12 protein-coding genes are annotated in these 11,996 nt (G+C 59.5%); 6 read left to right on the forward strand and 6 right to left on the reverse strand.

All coding sequences use genetic code 11. The features are described 5' to 3' along the window. The first annotated feature begins 12 nt into the window (after nt 1-12). The 3 genes from LMQ14_RS10755 (at nt 13) to LMQ14_RS10765 (ending at nt 2,258) form a co-directional block, all read left to right on the forward strand. Nucleotides 13-624, forward strand: coding sequence for a TetR/AcrR family transcriptional regulator (locus LMQ14_RS10755; RefSeq protein ID WP_267734722.1), 612 nt, complete (start codon nt 13-15; stop codon nt 622-624). Between the two features lie 149 nt (nt 625-773). After that, a complete protein-coding gene (locus LMQ14_RS10760; protein WP_267734723.1) occupies nt 774-1,358 on the forward strand; it encodes a hypothetical protein in 585 nt (194 codons plus the stop codon). Between the two features lie 279 nt (nt 1,359-1,637). After that, on the forward strand, nt 1,638-2,258 hold the full coding sequence (locus LMQ14_RS10765; RefSeq protein WP_267734724.1) for a hypothetical protein: 621 nt from the start codon (nt 1,638-1,640) through the stop codon (nt 2,256-2,258). A 321-nt stretch (nt 2,259-2,579) separates the two neighbouring features. Here LMQ14_RS10765 and LMQ14_RS10770 read toward each other — a convergent pair whose 3' ends face one another. The 4 genes from LMQ14_RS10770 to LMQ14_RS10785 form a co-directional block, all read right to left on the reverse strand. Continuing rightward, complete coding sequence (locus LMQ14_RS10770) at nt 2,580-3,695, reverse strand: hypothetical protein (RefSeq protein WP_267734725.1); 1,116 nt, start codon at nt 3,693-3,695, stop codon at nt 2,580-2,582. Nucleotides 3,696-3,811: 116 nt separating this feature from the next. Next, on the reverse strand, nt 3,812-5,278 hold the full coding sequence (locus LMQ14_RS10775) for a hypothetical protein (protein ID WP_267734726.1): 1,467 nt from the start codon (nt 5,276-5,278) through the stop codon (nt 3,812-3,814). Beyond that, the gene (locus LMQ14_RS10780) at nt 5,275-5,859 is read right to left on the reverse strand and encodes a hypothetical protein (RefSeq protein ID WP_267734727.1); all 585 of its coding nucleotides are present in this window, start codon (nt 5,857-5,859) and stop codon (nt 5,275-5,277) included. The genes LMQ14_RS10775 and LMQ14_RS10780 overlap by 4 nt, the downstream gene beginning before the upstream one ends. 80 nt (nt 5,860-5,939) lie before the next feature. Then, nucleotides 5,940-6,554, reverse strand: coding sequence for a recombinase family protein (locus LMQ14_RS10785; protein ID WP_267734728.1), 615 nt, complete (start codon nt 6,552-6,554; stop codon nt 5,940-5,942). Between the two features lie 192 nt (nt 6,555-6,746). On the opposite strand from LMQ14_RS10785, the gene LMQ14_RS10790 reads away from it, so the two are divergent. Next, a complete protein-coding gene (locus LMQ14_RS10790; RefSeq protein WP_267734729.1) occupies nt 6,747-7,634 on the forward strand; it encodes a hypothetical protein in 888 nt (295 codons plus the stop codon). A 497-nt stretch (nt 7,635-8,131) separates the two neighbouring features. On the opposite strand, the gene LMQ14_RS10795 is transcribed toward LMQ14_RS10790, so the two are convergent. Continuing rightward, entirely contained in the window at nt 8,132-8,344 is a 213-nt protein-coding gene (locus LMQ14_RS10795; RefSeq protein WP_267734730.1) for a helix-turn-helix transcriptional regulator, read from the reverse strand. A 695-nt stretch (nt 8,345-9,039) separates the two neighbouring features. On the opposite strand from LMQ14_RS10795, the gene LMQ14_RS10800 reads away from it, so the two are divergent. Both LMQ14_RS10800 and LMQ14_RS10805 read left to right on the forward strand, forming a co-directional pair. Beyond that, nucleotides 9,040-9,246 carry a helix-turn-helix transcriptional regulator gene (locus LMQ14_RS10800; RefSeq protein ID WP_267734731.1) on the forward strand — a complete coding sequence of 69 codons (207 nt, stop codon included), beginning with the start codon at nt 9,040-9,042 and terminating at the stop codon, nt 9,244-9,246. Between the two features lie 21 nt (nt 9,247-9,267). Continuing rightward, the gene (locus tag LMQ14_RS10805) at nt 9,268-10,470 is read left to right on the forward strand and encodes a tyrosine-type recombinase/integrase (RefSeq protein WP_267734732.1); all 1,203 of its coding nucleotides are present in this window, start codon (nt 9,268-9,270) and stop codon (nt 10,468-10,470) included. A gap of 36 nt (nt 10,471-10,506) precedes the next feature. Here the strand turns inward: LMQ14_RS10805 and glnA are convergent, their stop codons facing one another. Continuing rightward, the gene (gene glnA, locus LMQ14_RS10810; RefSeq protein WP_267734733.1) at nt 10,507-11,943 is read right to left on the reverse strand and encodes a type I glutamate--ammonia ligase; all 1,437 of its coding nucleotides are present in this window, start codon (nt 11,941-11,943) and stop codon (nt 10,507-10,509) included. Between the last annotated feature and the right edge of the window lie 53 nt (nt 11,944-11,996).

Here is an 11,996-nt window from a genome sequence, read left to right on the forward strand (position 1 = left end):
TACCATATTCCTGTGGCTGTTGAACGTCGAACGCGGCGGGCCGGGGGTGCGCGCCGGGCCGCCGCGGTCGAAGCTGCCGCCGGCGTGCTGGCCGAGCGGGGGTACGAAAACGCCCGCTTTGCCGATGTCGCGCAGGCAAGCGGCACGGCCATCAGCACGCTGCAGAACTACTTCGGCTCGCGCGAAGACATGCTGATTGAGGCGATGCGGCACACGACCGAGGCCGAAGTGGCCGCCCTCGAGGCCGTCGCCGACGCCGAACGCGACCCGTGGAATTGCCTGGTCACGATGATCGACCGCAACCTGAACACGCCGATCCGCAATCACCAACTGCTGATCGAGTTCTGGCGCTCGGGCGCCCGCGACGGGGAGTTGCGTGACTACGGCGAGGAGGGCTGGTCGCGCTACCGCGCGCCGTTTCTGCGTACCGTGATCGCGGGTCGCGACTCCGGCGTCTTCAAGCCGGTGGTCGCTGCCGAGGAGGTCGTCGATCTGCTGTTCGCCACCTTGGTCGGCGCCATGATTCCTCGGGTGCTGCGCTTTCCCGACTGGTCGTCGGACGGATTCCGGACCGCGTTGCTGCGGCAGCTCGCCGGGACGCTGGGGCGCCCCGGGTACGCCTAGGCCGGCGGCTCGGGCCCGGACGACCGACGTGCCGCGAAATCGGGATTAAACGGGGGATTACCAGCGGCCGAAAACTCCGCGAAGTCGCTGTCTGGTTTCGTTGTGCGAGCTAGTTTTTCGCCGTCGGAACTTCGCAATAAGGATTGCCCATGCGTCACACGTCGCGTCGTCGCGCTGTTGAGGCCGGCCTCGGGTTGGCAGCTTGCTCCGCGTTGGCCGCGGGTCTGATCGCGGTGGCCGCAATACCCATCGCGTCTGCCGACCCGACGACAGCGCCCACCAAGGAACCGCCTCCGGCGGCCGGGGCTACGCCGGCACCGGCCACCGCGGCTCCGGCCGCCGAGCCGACTCCAAAAAGCGGAGAAATCAGCGGGCAGGCAACCCAACAGCAGGCGACGACGCAGCCCCAGCAGCCGTCCGGGCAACCGCAACAGCAGCAAGCGACACAGCAGCAGGCCCCGCCTCCCACTCAGACTCCGAAGGGCGCTCCTCCTCCCGCCGAGGCAGCTGAGGCTTCACCTCAACCGGCGGCTCCGGCGCGGCAGGCTCCCGATGGCTCCGGTCCGCTGCAAGGTAATGGCCCCGGCCAAGGCAACGGTCCATTCCAAGGCAACGGTCCATTCCAAGGCAACGGGCCTGGCCAAGGTCCCGGCGGCGGTGTGGGCCCGGGCGGCGGTGGTCCCGGTCCCGGCGGTGGCATCGGCCCGGGTCGCCGAGGAGGACCCGGCCGCTAAAGACGAAACCACCCGCGCGGGAAATCCGCACGGGTGGTGTTCGGCTATTGCGTGGTTACACGTCGTAGTACAGCGCGAACTATCTCCTGCGCGTTTGTCGGTGTTTGCTGGTCTCTGCACCGATGGCCGTATAGCTCGTGAACTGCGCAAACGCTTTAGTGCAGGGTTGGTTGAAATCGGCATCGCACGGAGATCCTGCGGGCGGCCTGCGGGCGGACGTAAATTTTGAATGCGACGAACACCCAGTGCTCACAGAGCCGCGAGGGACAGGGGATTGCGGTGAGCGGTTGGTACTACACGCCCGGCTGGGGTGCGCTCGGTACGGTGTCGGTAGCGGCCTTGGCCGTGGGGGTAAACATCCTCACGAACAGGAGGACGCTTCGTGCATCGCAGAAAAGTTTGAACACCTCCGTCGCCCAGTTTCGGCAGGTGCGCGAAGACGCTCGCGTTGACAAACTTCGCATCGAAGTAATCGGGCTGATCAATGCACTCGCCGAGCGCAAGACTCGGCTCGACGTTGCCATCAACCGCATAGATCAGGCCATTGGCACAATCGATCGCACCGATAACCTCGCGTCCGACCTTGTCCGGGTTGACCGGAGCATGCGGGCAATCATGGCATCCGAATATTGGGATGTATACGGAAGGTGCAGCGCACACGCAACCGCGATCCGCCTGCTCACAAATGACGACGCAATCCTGAAGCTAGTAAACGAGATTCAGACAATTGTCGCGCGTGAGCGGGAGCACTACGAACTTGCAGTGATCGGGCGTGACATCCACAACCGGCCCAAGGCGGACCTCGAACTCGAAGGGGCCCTCGATGACCGGATCCGTGCTGCCACTAAGTCGCTTGTTTCGTACTGCCTCGCGAATCTGGCCATGCGCCCCTTGGATTAAGGACGGCGCAACCCGAGAGCATCGGAGTGTAATGGGATGGGACCAGTTCGCAGAACGCCGACACCACGGCATCGTCGGACGCTGACCAGACAGCCGCCACTGCGGTGTCACCTAGTGCCCGCGCTACGCGCTGAAGACGATGTGCGAGGGCAGCGGCATGGACACGCCGCGTCATTGAGTGGCTCGGCTAATCGCACTCAGGCCCCGTGGCCTTCGTGGTCGGCCACGGGGACCCGATGTTTTGCTCAGCTCCGATGCCCGGAAGGGAGAGCAGGTCGGAGTCACCGAGTTGATGGACCCATTGGCGTGTCGCCTGCGTGCCTACGAAGACCGCTGCGCCAATTTGTGTGCGATCTCACGAAAGCTGTCGAGTACCTCGTTGGGTACGGCTGACAAGTGCTCGCCCTTCACGTCGTCACCATAGATGGGGGTCGCGAAAACGTTGCGCCCCAATTCTAGGATCAGCTTGTCTCGATTAGCCGGAGTAGACAGCTGCTTCGAAAACGCCTCAACGGTATTGATCTGAACTGATGCGGTTTTCGCCCATCTTGCGAGTAATCGGTGGTGGCGGGCGATCTTTGATGCGTATGTGGCAGCACCGACGATCGGCAGTGCCACGATTAGATGAATAAGAGTCTCGACCGCCTGCGCCGAAATGGTCTTGGAGATAATCCAGACGCTGACACCTATGACGGAGATTACGAGGCCGAATGTCGTCAATGTCCACCACCATGCTTTCTTTGCCTCGTCTTGTGCGATCTGCCAGAAATGGCTCCCCATGACCAGTGCGCCCGTTTTAGCTGCAGCGCGATTGGCAGCATCTCGTGCTACAGCGGCCTCGGCAGCGGACAGCTGCGCAGATGCCGCAAACTCAGCACCCGCTAGAGCACTTTCGAACGAGTTGCCAATGTCGAGCAGTTCGCGCTCCCAACGAACGAGCGCTGAGGTGTGGGATGGGGTTGACGGTCTGCGGATATTGGGGGAGGCGGCGGCATGTAGGTTTCCCTTCCAGGCTGCGAGGAAGTCGGTCAGGATGTGGTAGTCGGGAGGTTCGCCCGCGTGGTCCGCAATTTGGAAGAAGTATGCGACCGTTTCGTTTAAGTCGCGCAGCATCTCATCATCGAGGTATTGAATGAGGTATCTGCGCTTTTCTCCGCCGCTCAATAACGGAGAATCCAGCGGAGCCTCGAACAGAACGTGTTTCAAGTCGCTGGAGATATTGAGAACTGCTCGAAGCTGACCGAGGTGAAAGATGCCCCTCAGTTTCCGGACACTGCGCATGGCGTTAGGGTCAGGATCTTCGTCCCCGACCGCCCAACCAAACGCCCTGATTAGCCAATCGAACGTCTCATGAGCTTGCTGTCGCAGGGTAGCTGTCTCCGAGTCCGCGTCATCGGAGTTGAACCACGGCGAGATGTTGCCATTCGGATCGCGCATATGGGGATCATATGTTCGGTGAGCACCGACCTTGGATGAGTGGGCGTCGCGCTATCCCGGATAACTGCTCCCCTAGCGGGTAGACGATAGGGACGCCATCGATGGATTTGCGAACTCTACGTCTCCTCGGCGCTCGGACCTGACAGTGTGCCTGTGGCTGGTCCAACTCCCAGTAGCGTCATCTCGACACCACGGTCCACGGGTTCTCGATATCGAAGGAGCCGTAGTGCTGCTAGCGCAAGGCTAAACAGGGACACTGGCCGTTCAGACGCAACGATCGAACTATCGAAGTTGACTTCAACGGGCGCATTTGCTCCATCTTCATCAGCAGCTGGGAACGCAAGGCCGAGTCTGCCTACGTAGTAGGTATCGTCAACAGAGTTGGTCACTGCATCGATGTCTTCCGAAACGTCATCACTTTCTTCCGCATTGATCTGTATCGAGCGGGCAATGCCTTTCAGATTTACGGCAGAAACTTTGAAGCTCGACAGGGCCACAGACAAGTCAGGCCACAGAACTGCTGACTTTCCATCGCGTCCGCGAATTGCGGTACCCGAAGGTGCCAAATGCAACCGGGAACCTTGAAAATTCACGCCGAGTGTTGGCCCGATTATTGACCAAACACCATCCTCTCGTACTTTCAGTTCTTCCTCACTCGGGTTGTCGGCTGCGAGGCTTTCCAAGCCTATATAGGCGCGCTTGCCTGACCACCTCGAAAGATTCGCTCTCACTAAACGAGACAAATCGCGCCCTTCGATCGAGTCTCTCATTTGCAAGAGATGGGCGAATCCAACAATCGAACCTAGATACTCCCAGAAGTCGGGCTCGTCTGTTACGCCAGGATTCTCAAGGACCCATGGCAGCACGTTGCCAATTTCCGTCACGGTAAGGTTGGCCGCCGCAGAGCGGTTGTCAGCCAACTTCGATACATCACCGCTCAGAGACACCTGCACTAATAGTGCGGTTTGAGAGATTCGCGCCACCGACTCGGGTGAAAAATTCTTTTCTAGGCGCTTAAGGTAGGATTCAGCCGATTGGCTGGGGTCGGGCGGCTGGACATCTAGCAGGTCAGAAACGCGGTCTACTGTAAGTAGGCCACGACCACCTCGGGCGAGGTTGGACCGGATCAGTTCAGCTACGGGATTCTGATTCCTGGCCGATCGATCGCCTTTCGTACGATCTCTATCAGCACCTTCGGTGATTGCATCGAGCGCTGTGGCATTGGAAATCAGGGTTTCAGGGGCGGCTTGCGATTGCTGGGCGATCCCTTCAACCAACCCTTGGTGGTCGTCACTTGAGAGAGCCAATACTACAGGCTTAGATGGGTTGAACCGGACTGCGTCGCCGCTCGCCACAATTGATTCGTAAGAATTGCGGAGATAGAGCCGCCGTTTACTCCGATCTGGCCACTCAATTATAAAGTCTGGCACCGCTGAATGGTTGAAATAATTGGTATCGTCTAACACTGCACTGTCGTCAATGCGTGCGAACTCGTTCCTAACTGCTGTCTTTACTTGACTAATATAAGAATCCGGATCAATCGTCGCCCGAGCGGCAACGATCTCCTCTTCGAAGGTGCTCACAGCGTTGGCTCTTTCCGTTTCAATGTAACCAACACCTGCATCAACTCCTCGTGTGTTAGTGAAATGCCCTCTTGTTTCTGATGTATCACTAGAACCCATACCCGGTCAGAAACTTTGCGAAGTACCTTTTGATCTATATCCTTACCGTCCAAGTACTCTGGATTTTCATCGAGTCCCTCAACAATCTTCTCCTCGGTAGCAAGAATAGGCCAATCCTTCAAGATAAATGGATGAAAGGTTACCCATAGGAATTCTCTGCCGATGTCAGAACCCTTTTCTTCCATCTCATAGAGCGTCGAACTGTATGCAATCGCCAGAAATTCTTTGAAATATTTATGCTGTTTACCTGCAGTTGAATACTTCTTGCTTTCGACCACAACCGGGCTCCGCTTTAGCCCGATGAACGCTCCTGCCAGGTCAAACTTCTTCCTTTTGTCACCGAGGCACGGCACGATGCAAAGTTCTGGGTTCTCATAGACGTTCCAATTTAGCTCGATAAAAGTGGTAGCTTCCAGCCAGCGTTTGACCGTTGCCACACCCGTTCGCCCGAGCTCTTGGACTTCCTCAGCGTCGACGGTCATCCACGCATAATAAGTCGCCAATCGATTGTTTCGGTGGTGACGAACGAAACCAGCCTGCGTGTGCGCGATCGAGTCGTCGGTTAGTCGGGCTGGCCTAGGCCGACGTTCCGCTCGGCCAAGACCCGATATACAGTTGCGCGGCTAACTCCTAGCGCGTCCGCGACGGAGCTCGCGGGCTCGCCACTTGCGTGCATCCGTTGCGCGAGCGCGGCCTTCGAAGCATTCAACGCTTTCGGTCTACCAATGGACTGCCCGCGCGCCCGACGCGCCTCACGAGCCGCTGAGCGACGCTCGCGACCCAGCTCCAACTCAAGCTCGGCAAGGCTCGCCAGCACGCCTGCCACCATGCGGCCCGTCGCGTTGGAGGTGTCAATACCCTCGCGCAGCGATCGCAGCACGATCTTGCGCTTGCCGAGGTCGCGGATCGTCGACATCACCTCAGCGGCGTTGCGACCAAGCCGGTCGATACCGACTACAACGATTGCGTCGCCCTCACGGGCGTAGTTCAAGAGCGCGGCCAGGCCGGGACGCTGCTCGCGGGTCGATGTTCCCGAGAGCTTGTCGGAGTAGACGCGGACGGAATCAACACCGGCAGCGATGAGCGCATCGACTTGTTGATCCAGCGATTGATGACCGGTGCTGACGCGGGCGTATCCAAGCTTGGTTCCGGTCGCACTCGTAGTGATCGATGCCATGCGCAGAGCGTCTCAAAAGTATCAAAACCTGTCAATATGAGACAGTAATTCTGAGTCATCTTTTGAGACACCACACGCTCGCACTATCAGCAGTGCAACCTGACTCGATTGATCTGTCTCAAAACTTTAGTTTTGCGACCACGGAGTGAACAATCGCACGCTACGCTTCAATGTCGACGAAAGGACGGGCAAGTGGCGTTGACGGGCAACCCTGCGTTCGCGTTACGAAACATCCTTCAGCACGTAGCGGGTTCCGGTGCTCAAACCGTATTGGAGGGGTGGGAGACGACGCTGCATGCCAAAGGCGCGACGCTGCAGTTCGCCCAGCGGCATGGCGAAGTTGTCGGCCTGTTCAATCGAGTTTACGAACGGTTGCTCGCGCTGCCGCCGGAGGCCGACGGGCGTGGGCAGTACATGGAGTATCTACCGCATTGGTACCAGGCAATCGTCTTTCGCCACAACTGGGGCAACACCGGTCAACCGGCGTCAAATGTCTGCGACGCCCAGGTGATCAGTCAGCTCACAGGTCTGGGTTATGCATTTGATCTGCATTCAGTTACGGCACCTGCCCCGTCGAACGACGCGATCGCACGCTTGAAGGAATCTCTGGTTGAGTGGGAAGAGATTCTCGCTGACGCGGAGATTGATCAGAGACTGGCCAATGAGCTTCGCGCGCACGTAAATCGCCTGAAGTTCCTGCTTGACGACGAAGTGCTGCAGACTTTCGGCACCGAGCCCGTTGTCGATGGCGGCAGGAACCTGTTGGGTGCTGCGCTCCCCGCCATCAGCCGCGTACCAGTGAGAATCGCCAAGAAGATGACCGTCGCAATGGTTGCTGTGGCGGGCATCTTGCACGGCGCACACACTGCACTTGATGACGCGAACGCGCTTCTGCAAGGTGCTGAGACATTGCGGGAACACGTAATCGAGTTGACGGGCCCCGCTGGTCAGCTCGAACAGAAAAAGCCACCCGCACTTGGGCCAGGCGAGCAGCCACAAGAGGGCAATGCGGAACAAAACACAATTGACGGTGAGATTGTCGACGACAAGCCCAAGCCGGGGGAGAAACCGAAAGGCTAACCGGGACGTTGATCTGTTCGTTTGCCGTGTTGAGCTGACTCGTTATCTCGTCGCTTTCGCTTGCAGATTGGCCAGCGCGAGGGTGGGAGTAGCCATGCTGGTTAAGAGTACTTGCCACCGCCCAGGCCCAACTCGGCCAAGAGTGCGTACTCAGCCGCGAAAGGCCTCTCACGCTTGCCTCTAACGGTCTTCCGTGTCACTGCCTCACCAGGTCCATCTGAACCCGCTTCCAGCCGCACGTAGCACCTGATCGGTGCGTCCATCGGCTGCCCGGATCGCCAGCGACGGTAGTGCGTCGTGCACCATCCGCGAGAGTGCGCACGCCTGGTGCAGCCTTCCTGCCTGCAGCTCATTGCTTTTCCAATCTCGTTGATGCTCTTGGTATTGGGTTTGCCTGGGGGGGACCCCCAATCCGCCCGACACCGGACACTTCCTGCAAGTCAACGCGTCTCTCTCCGGCAACAAACGCTCTAGTCATGCAAATGCAATTGCTGCAATCAAGAACGAACGACTACCTGGCCGCGCAACGTGTGCTCACGCTCGTGAGCCAGAAATGCCTCGACGTCGCCTCGCTTGAACACCAGACGCTTGCCGCGCCGCCAGCCGACTGGTCCGTTGCCTCGGTGGCGCATGCTGTACACGGTGTCGACCGCCACGTTCATCAGCTCGGCGACTTCGCGTGGTCCGATCAGTTCGTCTTGCTGTGCCATAGTCTTGCTCCAAATTGGTTGTTGTTGGTTAGGGCTTAACGGGCCTGAGAGAAGTGGTTGGGGTGAGCCCCTTTCGGTGCGGGCTGCACTCGCAAGTGACGTACCCGGCCCGCGCAAGGCGTTGCTTCCGGACGCGACCAACTAGATAAGATCTCGGAACTTGTTTATGGAGAATGATTCTCGTAGATATTTCCTGTCCTGGCGTGTGCCAGGGCGAGTGGGCACGGTAGTCTCCGTACATAAGTGTTGCGGTGTCGCCGTCCAATCACATTGACTTGCAACGGTCTTGGCGACAGAAGATATACCCCTCTCATAGGCGAGGTATCGCAACAGCTCAGCGCCGCACTGACGTCCCAGGATGGTTGAATCGCGTACCCTCATACGGCCTGGGGGATGTGTGCGGAGGCATCCACTGCCCCTCTGCGACTTGCAAGAGTCGCGGTTTGTTACCTGTTATGCGCATCTACACGGGTTTCCTGGTCGCGCACAGCAATCAAAGGCTATTCGCTCATAGCTTCTCTGACTTATATTTTCATTATATCAGCAAACTTGCTTAGCGTCGTTGGCTGGTCGTTGCTTGCGTTACCATGCCCAGTGTTTCATACGTTCAGGACCGTAAAACGGGTGAATCTGCCACCGCACGGACGGCGAAAATTTCCGTCAGACCGTAAACCGGGTTGACGCAAGATGACCACATGCAACCAACACGAATCCGTCTCAGCACAAAGCAAGCAGCCGAACACCTTGGAATACCCGAAGCGACCCTCCGGTGGTGGCGGCACAGGGGGGACCTGGGGCCGCGCTCCTACGCACTGTCCGCACGGCATGTCGTTTACGACCTAGCCGACCTCGACGCGTGGGCTGAGCAGCGAAAGGCTGAGACCCAACGTTGTGGGGCATGACGATAGCCGTACGATCCGCCCATGACGACCTACAAACGTGCACACCGGAGCGGCGTCGAGGACCGCTGGCACCGTCGCGGCGACGGACCTGCCTGCGCTAATGCTAAGCACGGCAAACTGGGCACTCTGGTTCAGAGCGCCGGTCACGGCATCGGAAAGCGTTGGCGAGCAAGGTATATCGACCCATCGGGTAAAGAGGTTCAGAGGTCGTTCGATGTGAAAGCTGAAGCCGCAGCATGGATTACGGCTCAGACCGCCGACATCGCCAAGGGCTCGTACGTGGCCCCGAAGGATGCGGCGATGACGTTCGACGACTGGGCGGAGAAGTGGCTGGCGTCTTATAGCAAGTCACGGCGGCAATCTTCGGCCCGACAAGCCAAGACGCATCTGAAGACGATCCGCGAAACGTTCGGCCCGATGACACTCGCTGAGATCAAGCCGTCGATGGTGGTTGCCTGGAATGGCAGCCTCCAGGCCGACTACGAGGCGTCGACCATCTATGCCATGTACCGACGACTGACGCATGTGCTCGATGACGCAGTCCACGATGGTCTCTTAGCCCGCAATCCATGCTCACGTAGGACCGCGCCGCCCACAGGCGATGTCGAACAGTTCTGCCCGACAACCGAACAGGTATGGCAACTCCACGATGAAATGCCCGAACACCTACAGGTTGCCGTACTGCTCGGGGCGTTCGCGGGACTGCGCGTATCCGAGGCCGTGGCGCTGCGGATCGAAGACGTGGACTTCACACGCGGCATCGTGCACCCGAAAGTGCAGTGGTCCCAAGACAAAGGTTGGTCTGCTCCACTGAAGACCAAGGGCAGCAACAAGCCCGTACCGATTCCGCGAGAGTTGACATTGATGCTGTCTGCGTCGGTTCAGAAGTTCCCCGGCCCGACGTTGGTAACCAACGGCGGGGGCCAGCGGGTCGGCCCGTGGATAGTTGACCGGGCCGTGGATAAGGCCCGTCAGGTTGACGAGCTGCACTTCCATTGCCTGCGACACCATCTGGCAACGCTGTTGATCGACAGCGGCTGCGATGTGAAGACGGTCCAGGCTCGGCTTCGGCATGCTTCGGCGAAGACAACGTTGGACGTGTACGGGCACCTGTGGCCGGACAAAGACGAAACCACCCGCGCAGCAATCGGTGGTGTGATCGCGGCGCGGGTGGCGTCGTCTAGCAAGGATCCTGCGGGCGCTCTGCGGGCGAAGCCGTCCTAGTTCGACTGAAACACCTGGTCAGAGCGGGTTGCTGATCTACACGTCGTAGTACAGCGCGAACTCGTACGGGTGCGGCCGGATCTGGACCGGCAGGATCTCGTTCTCGCGCTTGAAGCTGATCCACGTCTCGATCAGGTCGGGCGTGAAAACGCCTCCCTCAGTGAGGTATTCGTGGTCCTCTTCCAGCCGGTCGATCACCGCGGACAGCTGAGTGGGTGCCTGCGGGATGTTGGCGGCCTCTTCCGGCGGCAGCTCGTAGAGGTCCTTGTCGACCGGAGACTGCGGCTCGATCTTGTTCTTGATGCCGTCCAGGCCGGCCATCAGCATGGCCGCGAACGCCAGGTACGGGTTGCCCGACGAGTCGGGGCAACGGAACTCCAGCCGCTTGGCCTTCGGGTTGCTACCGGTGATCGGGATACGCACACACGCCGAGCGGTTGCGCTGGCTGTAGACCAGGTTGATCGGCGCCTCGAAGCCGGGCACCAGCCGCTTGTAGGAGTTGACCGTCGGGTTGGTGAAGGCCAGCAGCGACGGGGCGTGGTGCAGCAGGCCGCCGATGTAGTGGCGGGCGGTGTCCGACAGGCCGGCATATCCGGTCTCGTCGTACATCAACGGGTTGCCGTCTTTCCACAGCGACTGGTGGGTGTGCATGCCGGAGCCGTTGTCACCGAACAGTGGCTTGGGCATGAACGTGACCGTCTTGCCGGCCTGCCACGCGGTGTTCTTGACGATGTACTTGTACAGCTGCATGTCGTCGGCCGCGTGAAGGAGCGTGTTGAACTTGTAGTTGATCTCGGCCTGACCGCCGGTGCCCACCTCGTGGTGGCCCTTCTCCAGGCTGAAGCCGGCCTTGATCAGGTTTTGCAGCATCCTGCCGCGCAGGTCGACGTAGTGGTCGACCGGGGCGACCGGGAAGTAGCCCCCCTTGGGGCGCACCTTGTATCCGCGGTTGGGGCTGCCGTCGTTCTCGGTCGGCTCGCCGGTGTTCCACCAGCCCGAGATCGCGTCCACCTCGTAGAACGAGCCGTTGGTTCGGGAGTCGAAGGACACCGAGTCGAAGATGTAGAACTCGGCCTCGGCACCGAAGTAGGCGGTGTCGGCGACGCCGGTGCTCTTCAGGTAGTTCTCCGCCTTGCGGGCGACGTTGCGCGGGTCGCGCGAGTACGCCTCGAGGGTGAAGGGGTCGTGCACGAAGAAGTTGAGGTTCAGCGTCTTGGCTTCAGTGAACAGGTCGATCTGCGCGGTCGCCGGGTCGGGGAGCAGCAACATGTCCGACTCGTGGATCGACTGGAATCCGCGAATCGACGAGCCGTCGAAGGCCAAGCCATCGTCGAAGACGCTTTGGTCGAAGAACGAAATCGGAATCGTGAAGTGCTGCATGATGCCGGGCAGGTCACAGAACCTAACGTCGACAAACTCGACGCCTTCGTCCTTGGCGAGCTTGAAGACGTCGTCGGGCGTCTTTTCCGTCACTGAATGCTCCTTTGCTTGATAATCCGCGGCCTGACGCTATGGAGATGATGTTG

The sequence above is a fragment of the Mycobacterium sp. Aquia_213 genome (genome assembly GCF_026625985.1).
GTDB lineage: Bacteria > Actinomycetota > Actinomycetes > Mycobacteriales > Mycobacteriaceae > Mycobacterium.